Raw genomic sequence first — 17,526 nt, 5'->3', positions numbered from 1 at the left:
GGGCGACGACGGTTCCTAAAGGCGCGATAAGGGGTCAGACACCTTAGGTGGGGTTTAGGTTTGCGGCGGGGGTTATCCACACCCCCGGTGGGCCTTTAGCCCCACCTGAGATTCGGGAGCCTGCCTCGTGGTTGCAGGCGGGTGGCGTGCGTAATTTGAGTGCATGCTCGCCGCCACGCCACTCCCCCGTCCGACGAGCGCACTCCGGCTCCCCTTCTCCCCCAGGGCCCGAGCGCAGATCGGGCTCTTTCTCTTCGCCTACCTCGTCTACAGCGCCGCGCGCTTCGTGACGATCGGTGACCTCCCCGACGCGCAGTCGCACGCGCGCTGGATCGTCAACCTCGAGCAGTCGACCGGCACCGGCGTCGAGGCGACGGTGCAGCACGCGTTCGACGGCACCTGGGTCATGTGGGTCCTGAACCGGCTGTACCTGATCGCCCAGCTCGGCGTCATCCCCGCCGCGCTGATCTTCCTCTACAAGCGGAACGCGGCGATCTACGCGACGCTGCGCAACACGATCCTGGCCACGTGGCTGATCTCGGTCCCGGTCTACGGCCTGTTCCCCGTCGCTCCCCCGCGGCTGGCCGACATCGGGATCGTCGACACGATCACCTCCAGCGGCACGGTCGCGATGGACTCGAACTTCTCGACCTCGTTCTACAACGAGCTCGCGGCGGTCCCGAGCCTGCACGTCGGCTTCGCGGTCGCCGTCGGCTTCGCGCTCTTCGCCGCGCTGCGCAACCCGGCGCTGAAGTTCCTCGCGCTGCTGTGGGGCCCGGTCATCGGCCTCGCGGTGGTCGCCACCGGCAACCACTTCGTGTTCGACATGGCGGCCGGCGTCGTCGCCAGCGCCGCGGGCTACGGCCTCGGCGCGGTGGCGGCGCGGATCCGCATCAAGCGGCCGAGCAACGCCGGGCTCGGGCCCGCCTTCGCCGAGGCCTGAACGCAGATCGCCAGAGCGAGCACGGTGCCGACCACGGTCAGCACCGTGCTGGTGCCGACGAAGAACGCGACGACGCTCTCGGTAGAGACGGCGCGGCCCGTGACGGGCTCGAAGGTCGCGGCGAGGATCGCGGCGCCGGCGCCCACGCTGGCGGGCGAGAACGGCACCAGGCGGCCGCTGCACTGGGCGAACACGACCAGCAGGACGGCGGCGGGCGTGGCGGGAAGGCTGAAGGCGGCGAGGAAGCAGGCGAGCGCGGCGAGCCGGCACAGCCGGCTGGCCAGCTGCCAGGGAAGCACGCGCCGCGAGTAGGCCTTCGGGCAGCGCAGCAACGCGCACCCGTGCGCGGCCTTGGTGATGAAGCCCTTGACGCGGGTGGAGCGGCGGGCGAGCAGGTAGACGCCGAACGCCGCCAGCAGCGCCGCGAGCGCATAGAGGCCGGTCGCGGCCGACGGCCCGAGGTCCGGGCCGACGCCGACCGCCAACCCGAGCGCGAGCAGCGCCGCGCCCAGCGCGGTCTCCCCCGCGCACTCCGCGACGAGCGTGCCGGTCAGCAGCGCGCGGCTGGTACCCGGGCTCGTGCGGGCGAGCAGCAGCACGCGGACCGCGTCGCCGCCGCGGGCGGACACGACCCCGCCGGCGCCCGCGCCCGCCACCCACGCGGCCACCGTGTCGCGCCGGCGCGGTTTGACGTCAGCGTCGCAGGCGGCCGTCACGACCGCGTGCCACCCACGCCCGCGGGCGACCTGGTTGAGCAGGTGAAGCGCCACGCCGAGGACCAGCCAGCCCGGCGACACGCCGCCGACGGCATCGACCAGCCCGTCGAAGGCACGCTCGAGGGCGGATGCCAACTCGGACATTCGCCGCATAGGCTACCCGGGCCACCTAACGGCGAGACGAAGCGATGGCGTCATCGGGCAGTTCATCGGCAGCGGGACCCGGATGCTCAAGCCTCGTCGGGACCCGCCGATTCACCGGGCGATGTCCCGCCTCCTCGTCGCGCTGTCCGGCGTTGTGCTCTTTCTCGCCGCCGCGGCGCCCGCTTCGGCGGATTCGTGGTTCACCAGCAACGGCGTGCCGATCAGCGCCGATGCGTCCGCGCTCGCCGTCGCGGACTTCGACGGCGACGGCGTCGACGACCTTGCGGTCGCCGACCGGGTCGGACGGCGGGTCGCCGTCATGCGCCCCGTCCGCATGCGCGGCTCCAACGACGATGCGTTCAGCGACATCGCGAGCTTCGCCGTAGGTGGCGGCCCGGCGCGGATCGCCGCGGGCGATCTGAACCACGACGGACGGCCGGACATCGTCGCACCGCGCTCGACAGGCACGAGCGTCGACGTCGGGCTCAACACCGGCAGCGGCTTCACGTCCGCGCCTGAGGTCGCCGCCGGCCCGCAGCCCTACGCTCCCGCGATCGGAGACTTCGACGGCGACGGCAAGGCCGACTTCGTCGTCTCCAACCCCGGCGCCGGCACCGTCTCGTTCCTGCGCGGGGACGGCGCGGGCGCTTTCGCCACCCCCGTCGCGACCGCGATGGCCGCCGTCGAAGTGACCGCCCGCGACGTCAACGGCGACGGCAACCTCGACGTGGTCACGAACCAGCCCGCCACCGACTCGGTCGGCGTCATGCTCGGCGACGGCACCGGCGCCTTCACCACCGCGTCCTATCCGACGGGTCCGCACCCGGGCAACATCGTCGCGGCCGACTTCGACGGCGACGCGAGCCCCGACATCGCGACGGCCACCGCCGGCGCCCCAGCCGCGGTGACGATCCTGCGCAACGACGGGGCGGGCGCCTTCGCGCAGACGCTGGCGACGGTGCCGGTCCCGGACGGCCCGGTCTCGGCCGCGACGGCGGACTTCGACGGTGACGGCGACGCCGACATCGCGCTGGGGCACTCCTCGTTCTACGCGACGATCCTGCTGGGAGACGGCGCGGGCCACTTCACCTCCATGGACGAGTACGTCGGGTACGGACCGCGGCACATGGTCGTGGCGGACCTCGACCACGACGGCCGCCCCGACCTCGTCACGACGCAGCACGAGACCGACGACGTCACGGTGCTGCTCAACCGCGCCGTCCCGTCCGCCTACGTCGACCCGCCCGCCACAGCAGAGCTCGCGCCCGGAACCGAGCGGGCGTTCACGGTGACCTCGACCGGCACCGCGGCGCTGCACGTGGGCGGCGTGAGCGTGTCCGGCGCGGGCTTCGCGATCGCCCACGAGACGTGCAGCCACCTGCTGCTCCTCGCCCCTTGCACGGTGAGCGTCGCGTTCGCCCCGGTGTTCGCGGGAGCGCATGCCGGCACGCTCTCCGTCCCGACCAACGGCGGGACCTACACCGTGTCGCTGTCCGGCACCGGCGCACCCACCGCGACGCCGACGCCAACCCCCACCCCGACTCCGACGCCCGCCCCTGGAAGCGAAGCCCCGCCAGACGCAGGCCCGCCGGCCGCCCCCACGCCCCCGCCCACGTCACCGGTCCCGCCGACGACCACATCCACGTGCGCGAGCCGGCGGGCGATGACGATCACGATCCCGCGCCGCCTGCGCGGCGCGACGGTGACGATCGCGATCAACGGCCGCTTCGTCAGGCAGCTGCGGCGCGCCGGCAGATCCGTCCGCGTGAGCCTGTCCGGCCAGGCCAAGGGCATCTACCACGTGGTGCTGTCGGCCAAGCCCGGGAACGACATCCGCACCTACCGGACGTGCGCACGCAGGAGATAGCGCTCGCAGTCGGAGGTGTGGGTGCTGTCCGTGGGCTCCAGGCCCGCGGCGCGAAGGTCGTCGAGCAGCTCGGCGTGGGTGAACGGCCAGACCGTGAGCACCTCGGTGACGGTGTCGACGGTGAGCTCGAGTCGGGTGGGCCGCCCAGGCGTCCACACGCGGGTGATGGTGGCGCGGCGCCCGTCGCGCTCGACGACCTCGGTCCCGCCCGGCTGCTCGAGCTCCCAGTTGCGGGACGTGACGAGGAGCGTTCCGCCGGGTTTGAGCGCACCCGCCATCGCGCGCAGCCCCACCCGCCGATCTCGCGCGTGGGCGAGCGAGTTGCCGACGCACAGCACGACGTCGAAGTCGCCGGACGGCGGCAGCTCATCCCACGAGCGGACCTCCGCCGCGACACCGAGCGCGCGGGTCCGGGCGACCATGTCGGGGCTGATGTCGGACGCGTGCGCGTCGTAGCCCACGTGCGCGAGCCCGGCCGCCAGCAGCCCGATCCCGCACGCACAGTCGAGCACCCGCGCCGGCGCCGGCGGTAGCCACGGCGCGAACGCCGCAACGTTCCCCTCGGGGGTGAGCAGCGCCGGCGGCGTCAGGAACTCGTAGAGGTCCGCCAGTGACGCGTACTCGCTCAGACGCGCTGCCAACCCTCCCGGGTCATCGTCACGAGGTACCGGCCCGGGGACTCGGGGATGTTGCGGTGCAGGAGGTCTGAGAGGTGCCGCGTGCCCGCGATGATCTCCATCCCGAGCGGCGAGAACGTCTCCTCGTTGAACACGCGCGGCGCCAGCAGCGGATTCGTCAGCGCCTGGGAGAAGGCGTCGACGCCGACCATCCGGCCGATCAGCGACGGCAGCACCGAGTTGGGCCGCGCGTCCTCGGCGAACAGGCCGGGGAAGAACTCGATCCGGTCGACGTGGCCGTAGAGGTCGCGCAGCGCCCGCTGCACCCGCTCATCGCCCGTGATCTGGTCGAAGTCGGTGACGCGCGGGAACGAGGCGAGCGCGCGGTAGTCGTTGTAGGGCGCGAGCTGCACGGCGCGGGCCTCGCGTATCGATGCCAGCTCGACGACGCGCAGAGCGGGGTCGGTGTTCATGACGCCGACGCGGTTCGCGCGGGTGTGGGAGGCGTCGTCGATCAGCGCCGCGACGCCCCGCTCGACGACCATCGCCGGGTTGAAGATCGTCTTCCACACGGGCTCGCCGTGCAGCATCGGCGGGATCAGGCCATGCCAGCGGTAGAGCAGGTTGAACTCGATCGCCATCCAGTTCGGGCGATACCAGCGCTCGTTCTTGAACGGCGCGGGGTCGGCCGCCAACCGGAAGTGGTAGGGCGTGATGTGGTTGATGTACTCCTCGATCACGATCTTGATCAGGAGCACGATCATGATCGTGCGGGCGGTCTGGAAGAGGCGCTCGTCGTCCCAGCCCGGGTAGGCGTCGGCGAGCGCGCCCGCGACCCGGTTGTGCTCGCGCAGGAAGAGCGTGTTCAGCAGCGTGAAGCCGACCTGCGAGTTCGTGGTGTCACTCCCCGCCGCGAACAGCGTGTCGAACCGGTCCGGCGGGATCTGGTCGGGGCGGACGACCTGGATCTCCGAGAACTCGGGCTTCTTGACGCCCGCGTCGTAGAGGTAGGGCGGGAACTCGGCGCCGCCGATCGTCTGCGACTTCAGCCGCCCGCCCTCGTGGGCGCGTAGCTGCTCGGTCCACGCCGGTGTCACGCCATACAGGGGCAGCAGGTCGATCTCGTGGCGGGAGTCGTTGCGGCGCGGGTCGCGCTCGACGTGCCGGTCCGAGCGCAGGAACCCGTCCGTGAACCACTGTGCGAAGTAGGCGAAGAGCACCGTCGACTTCGGGCACGGCGTGCCGTCGCCCGCGCGGGTGAAGAGGTCCGCCACGCGTTCGGGGTCGGGCAGGTCCCGAGCCGCCACCGCAGGGAGGTGGCGGCTCGAGAACGTCCGGTCCGTCAGCGAGGACCAGGATGTGTACGGAGCCAACGTGCTCAGCGGGTTCGGTCGCGTGGGCATCGTCAGCACGGCTGAGTTGATCAGCGCGTGGTTGGTGAAACGACGCAGCCGCGGGCGCGAGTGCAGGAACTCCCAGACCGGCTCGAAGTTGGTCAGCGCAGCGAACTGCAGCTCATTCTTCAGGCCGTCGCGCTCGCGGCTGCGGGTCACTTCTTGCGCACCTTGAAAGAGATCGTTCTCGCCGCGCCCTTGTTGCCGGCGGCGTCGATCGGGGTCACGACGGCGCGATAGTCACCGGCGGCGAGCTTCTTCTTGGGCAGGGTCACAGTCCCTGACCCTCCCACACCCAGCTTGTAGCTCGCAACCTTCGAGATTGCGGTGCACTTCTTCCCCTTCTTCGCGCCCGGCTTGCAGGTCTTGCCGGACTTGCGGCCCGCGCGGACGCGCTGGACCTCGACGCTGAGCGTGCCGCCCTCGCTCAGACCGACGTTGAGCTTGAGCTGCGCGCCCGGCTTCAGGCTGGCCGAGACGGCCTTGATCGAGCTGATCACCGGGGCGACCGTGTCCGGCTGCGGGGTCGGGACCGGCGTCGGCTGCGGGCTGGGCTGCGGGTCCGGCGTCACGGTCGGCTGCGGGGTCGGATCGGCCGGCGGCGGGGGCGGGTCGGTGACCACGGCGCTGAGCGGCGTCAGGACCTCCTTCGGAGCCGGCAGGTTGTTCGGGCCGTTGGAGTCGGCGTTGATGCGCGCGCGCAGGCGGTGCCCCTTGTCGGCGGCCTTGACCGCGTAGCTCGCGCTCTTGGCGCCCGAGATCGTGGCGCAGCTCGAGCCGTCGGCCTCGCAGGACTCCCACTGGCGGGTGAACGTCGTGCCCGGGTACTTCCAGGCGCCGACGCCGGCGACCAGCGTCCCGCCCACGTAGGCGTCGCCGGACATCGAGGTCGGGCCGGTCTGGACGGGGTCCGGGGCGAGCACGATGCTCGAACGCGCGCCGCACTCGCTGGTGGTCGAGCCCGGGTTGGCGCCCGAGGCGGTGCCGGTCGCGGTCGCGCAGACGCGGGAGTCGACGTCCTCGTCGGTCAGGACGTACGCGCCCGGCCCGACGGCGCCCGGGATCGGCTCGCAGTCGAGGACGTTGTTCTGATCGCAGCGGTACCAGCGGTAGCTGAACGTCGCAGCCGCCGGGATGAACGACGGCGGGTTGGCCGTGACCGGCTTGCCCGGCTGCGGCTGGCCGTTGACCGAGATCGACGGCGCCGGCGCCGACGTGGAGCCCGCGACCGTGCCCGCGGCCGGCTGGACCAGCGTGCCGGTGATGTCGGAGGCGACCTTGTCGAAGTCGAAGGTCGGGAAGTCGTTGGAGGCGGTGACGATGACGCGCATGCGATCGCCCTGCTCGTCACCCGTCAGGACGTACGTCTTGTCCGTGGCATCGGTGATGTCATGGCAGGTCCCGGCGGTCGTGCCGGTGCAGTACTGCCACTGGTAGGCGTACTCGATCGTCTCGGTGCCCTCCCAGTCGCCATCGGTGGCGGTCAGCGTCTTGCCGACCTGCAGGGTGCCGGTGACGGCCGGCTTGGTCTTGGGGATCGGCGCGACGAACGTGATGCCGTAGCCGCCGTTGTTCTGCGTGCCCGCGAGCAGCGTGCCCGGCGTGTTCTTGAAGTTCGCGAGCGCCCACACGATCGAGTTCGTCAGGACGCCCGGGGCGACCGGCTTCCACTTGATCGCGCCCGGCAGCGGGCTGTTGGAGGTCTCGCCGACGTAGACGCCCTTCTCGGTGCCGGCGTAGAGGCGGGTGAACTTGTCGCCCGAGAACTGGCGCAGCGCGCGGACCTGGCCGGCGGGCAGGTCGTAGCCCTGCTTGCCGACGAGCTTGGTCCACGTCAGGCCGAGGTTGTAGCTGCGGAAGACGCCGTCGGTGCCATACGCGTAGTAGATGTTCGGCCACTTGTCGTCGGCCATCACCCGCAGGACCGTGCCGGTGATGCCGTCGCTCTTGAGCGTCCAGGTCGAGCCGAAGTTGGTCGAGACGTAGACGCCGCTGCCGGTCGCGGCGTAGATGACGCCGTCGACGAACGACGCGAAGCTCCACACGGACTCCGACGTGGACATGCCGTTGCCCGGCGCGGGCGGGGTCCACGTGTTGCCACCGTCGTTCGAGCGGTACACGCCGCCGCTGGCGACGCCCGCGATCGTCGTGGCAGGACCGGAGAAGACGGCCTGGACGGCCTGGTTGAGCTTGGTCGGCTTCTTCGGGTCGATCTCGGGCCCCTGGGCGACCGGCTGCCAGTTGTCGCTGCCACCGATGGACTTGAACAGGCCGACCGACGTACCCGCGTAGATCGTCGTGCCGGACGCGTACACGGTGCGGACGTGGTTGGCACCGGGGTAGTTGGCCTTCAGGCCCTTGCTGATGTCCTCCCAGCCGGTCAGGCCGACGGCGGTCGAGCGCCACACGCCGTCGTTCTCGGTCGCGGCGTACAGCGTGGTCGGCTGCGCCAGGGAGAACGCGTACTCCCGCACCCAGTTGGCGCCGTTGGCGGAGTTCAGCCCGCCGAGGCCGATCCAGGGGTTGTGAATTCCGGCCTGGGCGGGGGCGGCGGATGTGGCTATCAGCAGCGGAACGGCGATGGCAAGGAGTCGGGTCAAACGCATGGTGGCGGCAAGCTACGGGTCGCTGAAGGGCTTTATTCGCGTGCCAACATGTGTCTCTACGGCGGATAACCGCCGTAATCGCTCCAAGGCGCCGCCAAGGTCTCGTAGGAACTCCAAAGGCGCACCCCCTGGCGCGGCCTTAGCTTCGCTCCCGCACCTTGTCGTAGGGAGAGAGAGCAATGGAGAACGCGCCCCTGAAGCGCAATGCGATCGGGTACGCGTCGAGCGTCGTCATCGGCGTCGCGTCGACCGCCCCTGGCTACAGCCTGGCCGCCGTGCTGGGCTTGATCGTCGCCGTAGCCGGCGTCGGCGTGCACGCCCCGGGCGTGCTGATCGTCTCCTTCGTGCCGATGCTGCTGGTCGCGCTCGGCTACAAGTACCTCAACAAGGCCGATCCTGACGCGGGTACCACGTTCGCGTGGGCGACGCGGGCGTTCGGGCCGCGGACCGGGTGGCTCGGCGGGTGGGCGATCATCGTCGCCGACCTGATCGTGATGGCCAACCTGGCCCAGATCGCCGGTCTGTACTCCTTCCTGCTGCTCGGCGTCAAGGCGCCGTCGACGCTGGCCGTGACCGCGGTCGGCGTGGTCTGGATCGCGATCATGACCGCCGTGTGCGTGATCGGCGTCGAGGTCAACGCGCGCACGCAGCGCTGGCTGCTGGCGGCGGAGATCGTCACGCTGGCCGCGTTCGCGGTCGTCGCGCTGGTGCGCGTCGGGCTCGGCGACGGCGCGGCCACACCGTCCGCGTCCTGGTTCAACCCGTTCGCCGTAGGCTCGGTCGGCGCGCTGACGTCCGGCCTGCTGGTGGCGATCTTCATCTACTGGGGCTGGGACTCGCTGGTGTGCGTCAACGAGGAGACCGAGGACTGCGAGACCGTGCCGGGCAAGGCCGCCGTGATGTCAGTGCTGATCCTGGTCGGGATCTATGTCATCGTCGCCACCGCGGCGATCGCGTTCGGTGGCGTCGACCGCCTCGCGGGTGACTCGTCCGGCGACGTGCTCGGCCTGCTCGCGGGCGACGTGTTCGGCAGCGCCGCGCTCGGCAAGGTGATGATCGTCGCCGTGCTCACGTCCGCCGCCGCCTCCACGCAGACGACGATCCTGCCGACCTCGCGGACCGCGCTGAGCATGGCCCGCGCCAAGGCCGCCCCCGCCGCGCTGGCCGCGGTGCACCCGCGCTACCTCACCCCGCACGTCGCGACCTGGATCATGGGCGGGCTCTCGATCGCCTGGTACGTCGGCCTGACCGTCGTCTCCACCAACATCCTGTTCGACTCGATCGCGGCGCTCGGCCTGATGATCGCCTTCTACTACGGGCTCACCGGCTTCGCCTGCGCGTGGTACTACCGGCGCGCGCTGACCCACTCGCTGAGTGGTCTGCTGCTGGCGGGTGTGGCGCCGTTCGTGGGCGGGGCGATCCTGGCGTTCGTCTTCATCCGCTCCTGCTTCGACCTCGGGCGGGCCGACGCCGGCTCGACGACCTACTTCGGCATCGGCTCGCCGCTGGTGATCGGGGTGGGCTTCCTGCTGCTGGGCGTCGTGCTGATGTTCATCTGGCGCCTGGCGGGGCATCGCGAGTTCTTCGCCCGCAAGCCGTCCGCCGCCGCGCCGGACGCCCTCGGCTCAGCTCGCGACCATCACGCTGTCGGAGCCCGCGAGGATCTCCCCGCCGTCGTTTGAGGCGTAGGCGAAGCAGGACAGGCGCGTGCCCGCGTCGCTCTTGGTCACCTTGTGGGTGGAACCGGTGCCGATCACCTCGAGCGGGCGATGGTGGCCGCGGTGCTTCCACACGTAGGTGAGCTTGGTGCCGGGCTCGCGCTCGGCGACCGAGCAGCGCAGTGACCTCTTCGAGCTCTTGATGGTCACATCGGTGTGCTCCGTCGGGCCCCAGGTCGGGGTCGGGTCGAGGATGAAGTCGCGGTAGCGGACCGTGTCGGCGAAGACCGACGGCGAGTGGTCCGCGCCGCACCGATCCCCGCCCCAGCTGGTGACGCCGAGCTGCACCGGTGCCTGGTCGGTGCCCACGACCAGCGCGCCGCCGCTGTCGCCGAAGCAGCCGGAGTTGAGCGGCTGCTTGCCGTCGACGTCGACCGCGCAGCGCATGCGAGCGGCGTTGAAGTGCTCACCGCTGCCCGGCGTGTTGGTCTTGTAGACCTTGGCGCAATCGGCGTCGGAGACCTGCCGCAGAGTGGCCTGGTGCAGGCCGCCCTTGAGCATGTCGGCCTCGCTGTGGCCGGTGCCCGGAGCGAAGATGTTGCCGAACCCGATGATGCGGGCGTTCTCGGACGAGTCGCCGAGTTGCACCGGCGCGACCCCGGTCACGGGCTGGTCGAGTTGGACGATCGCGACGTCGTCGAGGTAGTTGTCCCCGTTCTTGTGCCGGTAGCCGGGGTGCATCGCGACGTGTTCGATCGTGCGCGTCTGGCCGTTGACGACCGTCGGCGCCATGTCAGCGGGCGCGATCCCGCCCACGCAGTGCGCGGCGGTCAGCAGGCGGTCGGGTGCGACGAGTGTGCCGCCGCAGCCCGATACGGACGTGAACCACGGCACGTCCTGGTTGTCGAGCGGCTCGCCGCCGATGACCGCGCCGGCCGGTGCGGCCGCGGCGCAGGTCGCCACGACGGCGAGCGCGATACAGAGTCGGATGGTCATGCCATCGATGGTCGTGGCGGGCGACCGTCGCGTCAGTGAAGAGAACGCGCACCTAAGGGCTGGCGATTTGCGTCGCTGAGGGTGCGGCTAACCCGTGGGCGCCTGCAGCGCGAGCGTGAGCTCGGCGATCGTCGCCGGCCGGCGCAGGCTGCGGCCGAGCAGCTTCTCCACCCGCCCGAGGCGGTATCGCAGCGTGTTCGGGTGGACGTGCATCGCCTCGGCGGTCGCGTTGACGTCCATGTCACGAGCGAAGTACTCGACCAGCGCCTCCAGCAGCGGCGGGTTGGCCTTCAGCGGTGCCAGCAGCTCGTCGACGCGCGGCCGGATGTGCTCGGGCGGAACCTCGGCCAGCAGGAGCGTGGCGAGGTCGAAGTCCTCGTACGCGAGCTGCCCCTCGGTCACCCGCTCGACGGCGAGCAGCGCGTCCCGGTAGGAGCGCGGAACGTCGCCGATCGTGGTGACGGGACGCCCGATCCCGGCCCGCAGCCCTGTGAGCGCGACGACGCCCTGCACCAGCGCGATCGCAAGCTCGCCGCGGGCGGAGACGAGGTGCGGCACGCCGGCGTCGCCCGCCGCCCGCGCGATCGCGTCACCCGCGGCGCCGTCGCGCGGCACCGTCGCCACCACGACCCTCGCGGGCGCCGTGAAGTCCAGCCCGAAGGACGCCGCCCGCGCCGCCAGCGCGCGCGTGTCCCGGCTCCCCTCCAGCGCCTCGTCGAGCAATGCGCTCCGCACCGCCCGCTCCTGGTCGCGGGCCAGGTCCCCGAGGCGTTCGGTCGCGGCCAGCAACGGCACCGCGGCCTGCGCCGCGGGGCGCGCCAACCGAGCCGCGAGCATGCGGCCGCGGCTCGCGACCGCCAGCCAGCCGGTGTCGCCGATCGGCGCCGTGACGACGTGCCAGCCGTCGTGCTCGAACTCGCGCTCGTCGACGCGGGCGATCACGTCGTCGGGCAGCGTTCCGGAGGCGACGTCGACGCGGCCGTCGCAGATCACCGCGACGCCCGCGTCGAGCATGCGGGCCAGCCGCTCGACCATCACCTCGCGCGGGCGCGGCTCCTTCAGCGCGTCGACGAGGTGGCGCTGGATCGCGTTCAGGCGCTGGTAGGTGTGCAGGTCGCTCGACAGCAGCGAGCGGTTGATGAAGCCGACGATGTCACGGAACGCGGTGTCGAGCGGGACGGCGAGCACGGGGAAGGAGCGCTCGCGGGCCTCGTCGAGCAGCGCGGGCGGGACGCGCTTGAAGACGAGGTCGATGCCGATGCCGAGCGCGGCCATCCCGCCCTCGTCGAGCTCTCGGATCAGCGCCTTCTGGGCCGCGACGCTGCCCTTCAACCGCATACCGGCGGTGAGCATGACCCAGTGGCGTTCGAGGAAGCGGGTGGGCTCCTCGACGTCGATCGAGTGCGCGCCCGCAACCTCACGGTCGAGCGCGCCTGCTCCCCCGCTCAGCAGGGTGAGCCCGAGATCCTCCTGGGCGACGAGGTCACCGAGGACGAGCGCCGACGTGGCGGTCTGCACCCTCCGAGAGTCTGACGGTCAGCGCCCCGGGCGTAAAGGCGTGCAGCGCGTGGTCCCACGACACGCCGGGCCAGCGGTAGGTCACGGTGCTCGCGGCCGGCCGATAGACCGCCGTGTAGAGCGTGCCGAAGCCGCGGGCGAAGTTCGTCGCATAGAGCGGGGCGGCGAGGAAGTCCGGGTCGGCCAGCAGCGCGTCGCGGCGCTCGACGCTGTGCGTCTGCGCGGCGTGCTCGGGCCAGTCGACGTGCTCCTGGTGGTTGGTCGCGATGGGCGGCTGGACCGCGCGCGCGGGGCGGTCAGGGCCGACGAACACCGTTGCCGCGTGGGCGCGGTCGGCGAGCGTGAGGTTGTAAGGCGCGTGGATCGGCAGCCGCGCGAGCGTCGCGACCGCCTGCTCGACCGTGTCGCAGGTCTCCAGCAGGTAGCGGACGACGATCGTGATCCCGAAGCCGCGGCCGTGCGCGTTGCGCCCGCCGAACGCGAGCGCGACCGCCAGCCCCGCGTCGTTGATCCCGTCCAGCAGCCCCCACACGCAGTCGCTCATGCCGAGCACCGGGCGCGTGATCGTCGTGCGGGCGATCGTCCCCTCGATCCGCGCCGGGTCGTAGTCGTAGTTGCGGATCAGCTCGCCGCCGACCACGGCCTGCGAGCAGCCGGCCAGGAGCGGCGGCGGGTCGTAGAGCGAGAGCGCCCGCGCCTCCAGGTCCCCCATGCCCGCGCTCCACGTCTCCCAGAAGCCGGCGAGCTCGGGCATGTGGGCGCGCAGCGCGTGCCGGGCCTCGAGGTAGGACGGCCGCGCGGCGTCGCCGTCGCGCAGGTACCAGTCGTGCAGGGCGGGCCAGAGCCGCGCCCAGCGTGCCGCGAACTCGTCCTCGACTGCCGTGAAGGTGAGCGCCGCATCCATGCGGCTCCCAGGCTAATGGTTGCGGCCGTGGGTGCGGCGCACCCACGGCCGCGGCCACTTCAGGCCTTGAACGCCAGAGCGTCGTGGGGACGTTCGACGACCTTGGCCGGAGCGAGCGGGATGCCCTGGAACTGGTCGCGGATCGCGTCGATCCAGGCGCGGGCCTTGGGCGTGAGCTCGTTGTCGTCGGTCTGCATGCGCGAGCGGGCGACGAGCAGGCCGAGATCGGCGCCGGGGTAGCGGTACTCGCCCTCCCCCAGCACCTGCAGGTAGAAGGCCTCGGCCTCGTCGTGGATCGCGTGCCAGTCGTTGCCGCGCCCGCGGTAGGTGGCGGTGCCGTCGTCGTTGAGGCGCCAGATCCCCGTCTCCGGCGCGGCGGTCAGCAGCTCGACGTCCGCGCGGGTCTCCTTGATGATCAGCTGGCTCCACTCGTCGGCGGCGGCGGTGTGGCGCCAGCGCTCGTTGAGCTCGGCGACGTCGAGCTCGTAGTCGAGGTCGAGGTACTCGGCGAGGTGCAGGAGGACGAGCGGCATGTCGGCGTAGGCGCCGGCGCTGACGCTGGTCATCGAGGTCACGCCGCTCAGGCGCGGGTTGAGCTCGCCCAGGTAGAGCTCGCCCGTGTCGACGTCGAGCAGGTAGTCGACCTCGAAGAACCCGCGGTAGCCCTCGATCGCGAGGCGGTCTCCGAGTTGCTCGGTGAGCACGCGGGCGCGGTCGCGCTGCTCGGGCGTGAGCGCGTCCTCGTAGATGTCGTTGCCGCACCAGCCGCCGCGGTACGGGGTCAGCTCGGGGTAGCCGGTCAGATCGCGCATGACCGGGCCGACGACGGTGCCGTGGCGGGTGATCACGGCCTCCACCGCGGCGGCGCGGCAATTGATCCGCTTCATCACCTTCAGCTCCTCGTCGACGAGGTCCTCGGCGTACTCGTTCCAGTCACGCTCGCCCTTGATGAAGAACGTGGTCTTGCCGGAGTCGCCGTAGGGCGTCTGGACGACGAGGTCGTCGCCGAGGCCTTCGGCGAGCTCGAGCAGCTCTTCGTAGGACTGCGCGCGACCCAGTCGGTTCGGGACCGACGGCACGCCGGCCTCGTCGCCGAGCTGGGTGGTGACGATCTTGGAGTCCAGCCGGTGGCGCAGCTCCGCGCTCGGCAGGGCGATCTTCAGCCCGATCTCGTCGCACAGCTTCTCGGTCTCCTCGTCGAAGAAGACGAACAGCGCGAGGCCGCCGCGGACGTGGTCGAGCACCTCCTTGTGCGACAGGAGGTAGTTGTTGATGTCCTCGATCGAGGTGAACTCGCGGTACGGGCGCTCGCGCGGGACGAACACCTGCGGGTGCGCGCCGGCGAAGCTGTCGAAGTAGTTCACGTAGGAGAACCCACGCACCCAGCGGTCGATGCCGAGCAGGTTGAACGCTGTCGGCGAGATGAAGTAGATGGGCGTCCGGTTGGTCCGGAAGAAGCCCCGCAGGTCAGACGTACCGCGCAACATTGAGCAGCTCCTCGATGTGCTCTGCCGCCGCGAGGACAGCGCCGTCGGCGCCCCGCGGACCGGTGATCTGGATGGAGATGGGCAGCCCGTCGTCCCCGCGGCCCAGGGGAACCGCGCAGGCCGGGAGGCCCGCGAGGTTGGCGTCGAAAAGGAAGGCACCCCAATCGGGGACCGTGGGCGGGGCGGTGAGCGTGGCGTCGAAGGCCTCGCAACCGACCGTGGGCGTGAGCAGCAGGCCGGAGCGCTCGAACAGCTCCGCGTACGCGCGGTGGATGTGCTCGCGATGGATCTGCGCGCGGATGTACGTCTCCGCGCTCACCGCGTCCCCGGCCTGCAGGAACGCCCGCGCGTACGGCCCGAGCTCGGGATGCTCGAAGGCCTCCGCGTCCGCGTACCGCGCCTCGGCGGTCGCGATCGCCACCCACGTCTCCGCGCTGTTGGGCAGCCCGGCGGAGTCCTCCACCGCGCCCACCTCCGCACACACGCTCCGGAACGCCCGCCGCACGTCCTCCTCGACGGCCCCGAGCGAATCGCACATCGCAAATCTAGAGACGGCCTGCTCCTCTTTAGAAACGGCGACCGAGTGGCGGTCGTAGGGGTCCGGGCCGGCGAGGACGTCGAACATGAGGCGGGCGTCGCGCACGGAACGGGCCATCGGGCCGTAGGAGACGAGGGTCTTCCAGCCCTGGGAGGACGGTTCGCGGGGGACGGCGCCGAAGGTGGGCTTGAAGCCGACGATGCCGCAGAAGGCGGCTGGGATGCGGATGGAGCCACCGCCGTCGCCGCCGAGGGCCAGCGGGCCCGCCCCGGCGGCGACGGCGACCGCGGCTCCGCCCGATGACCCGCCGGGGGTCCTCGACGGGTCGTGCGGATTGAGGGTCCCGGGCGTGGTGCCCGCGTAACAGAACTCCGGTGTGGTGGTCTTGGCGTAGACGACCGCGCCCGCGGCCTCGAGCCGGCGCACCGCGCAGACGGTCTCGTCCGGCACGTACGGCGGGACCGCGCTCGACCCGTGGGTCGTCGGCACACCCGCCATGTAATGGGAGTCCTTGACGGTAAGGGGCACGCCGCACAGCGGTCCGCCTGTACCGGCGCCGAGATGGATGTCGGCGGTGACGGCCGCCGCATGCGCCTGCTCCTCGAGCCGCAGCGCGAACGGGTTCAGCGCGGAGATCGCGTCGGCGCGCTCGAGCACCGCCCGCAGAGCGTCGACCGCGGACAGCTCCCGCGCTCGCAGCGCGGCGGCCAACTCGACGGCACCCAGCTCCCAGATCTCCATGGCGGGTCAGACTGCCGACGCGCCGCCGCGCCCGGAATGGTGGGAAGTCCAAAGCCCGGCGAGCGCTTTGTCCGGAACACGGATGGTCCCATACGCGCACAAGGGGGAGACTGCCTGACATGACCGCATCGCAGATCCAGCCCGACACGCTGCTGGCCGACCGCGAGCGCTGGGTCGCGCGCGGCGTGTCCGCGCCCGCCATCGTCGCCGTCGCCGCCGAGGGCGCGCACGTCCAAGGCGCCGACGGCGTCAACTACCTCGACTTCGCCGGCGGCATCGGTTGCCAGAACCTGGGCCACAACCCCGAAGCGGTGGTCGAGGCGATCCACGCGCAGGTCGACGCCTATCTGCACCAGTGCTTCATGGTCGCCGCCTACGAGCCCTACGTCGACGTCTGCCGCAAGCTCGGCGAGCTCTCGCCGTGTCGCGGGACCGACCAGAAGTCGATCCTCTTCAACTCCGGCGCCGAGGCCGTCGAGAACGCCGTCAAGATCGCCCGCGCGAAGACCGGCCGCCCCGCGATCGTCAGCTTCGACCGCGGCTTCCACGGCCGCACGCTGATGACGATGACGCTGACCTCCAAGGTCAAGCCCTACAAGAAGGGCTTCGGCCCGTTCGCGCCCGAGGTCTACCGCGCGCCCGCCCCGTATCCCTACCGCGGGATCACCAGCGACGACAGCATCGCCGCGCTCGAGCAGCTCTTCCTCGCCCACGTCGACCCGGCGACCGTCGCCGCCGTGATCCTCGAGCCCGTCCAGGGCGAGGGCGGCTTCATCGAGATGCCCGCCGACTTCCCCGCCCGCCTGCGGGAGCTGTGCGACCGCCACGGGATCCTGTGGATCGACGACGAGGTCCAGTCCGGCGTCGGCCGCACGGGCCCGACCTGGGCGATCGAGCACTACGAGAACGCCCAGCCGGACCTCCTGGTGTCCGGCAAGTCGCTCGGCGGCGGCCTCCCCCTCGCCGCCGTCACCGGCCCGGCGGAGATCATGGACGCCGTCGACCCGGGCGGGCTCGGCGGGACCTTCGGCGGCAACCCGGTCTCCTGCGCCGCCGCGTCCGTCGTCCTCGACCAAATCCCGGCCATGCGCGCCCGCTCGGAGGAGCTCGGCACGAACCTGCGCGCGGCGCTGGAGGACATGGCGACCCGCGTCGACGCGATCGGCGAGGTCCGCGGCCTCGGGCCGATGCTGGCGCTCGAGATCGTCCGCGACCGCGAGACCAAGACGCCCGCGCCGGAGCTCGTCGGCGCCGCCGTGGCCAAGGCCCGCGGAGAGGGCCTGCTCCTGCTCGCCTGCGGCCTGTACGGCAACGTCATCCGCCTGCTCCCGCCGCTGACGATCACCGACGAGGAGCTCAACAAGGGCCTGAAGATCCTCGAGGCGGCGTTGGTGTGA

General features: G+C 71.4%; 13 protein-coding genes. 4 read left to right on the top strand and 9 right to left on the bottom strand.

Going from position 1 to position 17,526, the window contains the following annotated elements; all coding sequences use genetic code 11:
• Positions 1-163: 163 nt before the first annotated feature.
• On the top strand, positions 164-943 hold the full coding sequence (locus G569_RS0132365) for a phosphatase PAP2 family protein (protein ID WP_028066487.1): 780 nt from the start codon (positions 164-166) through the stop codon (positions 941-943).
• Here the strand turns inward: G569_RS0132365 and G569_RS0132360 are convergent.
• Complete coding sequence (locus G569_RS0132360; protein ID WP_028066486.1) at positions 859-1,803, bottom strand: lysylphosphatidylglycerol synthase domain-containing protein; 945 nt, start codon at positions 1,801-1,803, stop codon at positions 859-861. The two genes, G569_RS0132365 and G569_RS0132360, sit on opposite strands and share 85 nt — an antisense overlap.
• Positions 1,804-1,924: 121 nt before the next feature.
• On the opposite strand from G569_RS0132360, the gene G569_RS64870 reads away from it, so the two are divergent.
• Entirely contained in the window at positions 1,925-3,670 is a 1,746-nt protein-coding gene (locus G569_RS64870; protein WP_028066485.1) for an FG-GAP-like repeat-containing protein, read from the top strand.
• On the opposite strand, the gene G569_RS53435 is transcribed toward G569_RS64870, so the two are convergent.
• Genes G569_RS53435 through G569_RS0132340 form a run of 3 tightly spaced genes read right to left on the bottom strand, consistent with a single transcriptional unit; the run spans position 3,643 to position 8,287 of the window.
• The gene (locus tag G569_RS53435) at positions 3,643-4,311 is read right to left on the bottom strand and encodes a class I SAM-dependent methyltransferase (protein WP_053227303.1); all 669 of its coding nucleotides are present in this window, start codon (positions 4,309-4,311) and stop codon (positions 3,643-3,645) included. The genes G569_RS64870 and G569_RS53435 overlap by 28 nt on opposite strands.
• A complete protein-coding gene (locus G569_RS0132345) occupies positions 4,296-5,840 on the bottom strand; it encodes a peroxidase family protein (RefSeq protein WP_028066484.1) in 1,545 nt (514 codons plus the stop codon). The genes G569_RS53435 and G569_RS0132345 overlap by 16 nt, the downstream gene beginning before the upstream one ends.
• Complete coding sequence (locus G569_RS0132340; RefSeq protein ID WP_157592461.1) at positions 5,837-8,287, bottom strand: hypothetical protein; 2,451 nt, start codon at positions 8,285-8,287, stop codon at positions 5,837-5,839. The genes G569_RS0132345 and G569_RS0132340 overlap by 4 nt, the downstream gene beginning before the upstream one ends.
• A 179-nt stretch (positions 8,288-8,466) precedes the next feature.
• On the opposite strand from G569_RS0132340, the gene G569_RS53430 reads away from it, so the two are divergent.
• Entirely contained in the window at positions 8,467-9,969 is a 1,503-nt protein-coding gene (locus tag G569_RS53430; protein ID WP_064750495.1) for an APC family permease, read from the top strand.
• Here the strand turns inward: G569_RS53430 and G569_RS0132330 are convergent.
• The 5 genes from G569_RS0132330 to G569_RS53415 form a co-directional block, all read right to left on the bottom strand.
• On the bottom strand, positions 9,913-10,941 hold the full coding sequence (locus tag G569_RS0132330; protein ID WP_028066482.1) for a S1 family peptidase: 1,029 nt from the start codon (positions 10,939-10,941) through the stop codon (positions 9,913-9,915). The two genes, G569_RS53430 and G569_RS0132330, sit on opposite strands and share 57 nt — an antisense overlap.
• Positions 10,942-11,028: 87 nt before the next feature.
• The gene (locus G569_RS0132325; RefSeq protein WP_028066481.1) at positions 11,029-12,459 is read right to left on the bottom strand and encodes a PucR family transcriptional regulator; all 1,431 of its coding nucleotides are present in this window, start codon (positions 12,457-12,459) and stop codon (positions 11,029-11,031) included.
• Complete coding sequence (locus tag G569_RS53425; RefSeq protein ID WP_037500451.1) at positions 12,425-13,363, bottom strand: C45 family autoproteolytic acyltransferase/hydrolase; 939 nt, start codon at positions 13,361-13,363, stop codon at positions 12,425-12,427. The genes G569_RS0132325 and G569_RS53425 overlap by 35 nt, the downstream gene beginning before the upstream one ends.
• A 59-nt stretch (positions 13,364-13,422) precedes the next feature.
• On the bottom strand, positions 13,423-14,850 hold the full coding sequence (locus G569_RS53420; RefSeq protein WP_037500448.1) for a biotin carboxylase: 1,428 nt from the start codon (positions 14,848-14,850) through the stop codon (positions 13,423-13,425).
• Complete coding sequence (locus tag G569_RS53415; protein WP_037500445.1) at positions 14,831-16,129, bottom strand: amidase; 1,299 nt, start codon at positions 16,127-16,129, stop codon at positions 14,831-14,833. The genes G569_RS53420 and G569_RS53415 overlap by 20 nt, the downstream gene beginning before the upstream one ends.
• 119 nt (positions 16,130-16,248) lie before the next feature.
• Here G569_RS53415 and gabT point away from each other — a divergent pair, with 119 nt between their 5' ends.
• Entirely contained in the window at positions 16,249-17,526 is a 1,278-nt protein-coding gene (gene gabT / locus G569_RS0132305) for a 4-aminobutyrate--2-oxoglutarate transaminase (protein ID WP_028066480.1), read from the top strand.

The organism is Solirubrobacter soli DSM 22325, from assembly GCF_000423665.1.
GTDB classification, from domain to species: domain Bacteria; phylum Actinomycetota; class Thermoleophilia; order Solirubrobacterales; family Solirubrobacteraceae; genus Solirubrobacter; species Solirubrobacter soli.
Note: the sequence above shows the minus strand (reverse complement) of the source record. Positions and strands in the feature narration are given on the sequence as shown.

Coding starts and splice junctions, on each gene's coding strand:
- G569_RS53420 (WP_037500448.1), bottom strand. CDS start 14,850: ATGTTGCGCGGTACGTCTGACCTGCGGGGCTTCTTCCGGACCAACCGG.
- G569_RS0132360 (WP_028066486.1), bottom strand. CDS start 1,803: ATGTCCGAGTTGGCATCCGCCCTCGAGCGTGCCTTCGACGGGCTGGTC.
- G569_RS0132340 (WP_157592461.1), bottom strand. CDS start 8,287: ATGCGTTTGACCCGACTCCTTGCCATCGCCGTTCCGCTGCTGATAGCC.
- G569_RS53430 (WP_064750495.1), top strand. CDS start 8,467: ATGGAGAACGCGCCCCTGAAGCGCAATGCGATCGGGTACGCGTCGAGC.
- gabT (WP_028066480.1), top strand. CDS start 16,249: ATGACCGCATCGCAGATCCAGCCCGACACGCTGCTGGCCGACCGCGAG.
- G569_RS64870 (WP_028066485.1), top strand. CDS start 1,925: ATGTCCCGCCTCCTCGTCGCGCTGTCCGGCGTTGTGCTCTTTCTCGCC.
- G569_RS0132330 (WP_028066482.1), bottom strand. CDS start 10,941: ATGACCATCCGACTCTGTATCGCGCTCGCCGTCGTGGCGACCTGCGCC.
- G569_RS0132365 (WP_028066487.1), top strand. CDS start 164: ATGCTCGCCGCCACGCCACTCCCCCGTCCGACGAGCGCACTCCGGCTC.
- G569_RS53425 (WP_037500451.1), bottom strand. CDS start 13,363: ATGGATGCGGCGCTCACCTTCACGGCAGTCGAGGACGAGTTCGCGGCA.
- G569_RS53415 (WP_037500445.1), bottom strand. CDS start 16,129: ATGGAGATCTGGGAGCTGGGTGCCGTCGAGTTGGCCGCCGCGCTGCGA.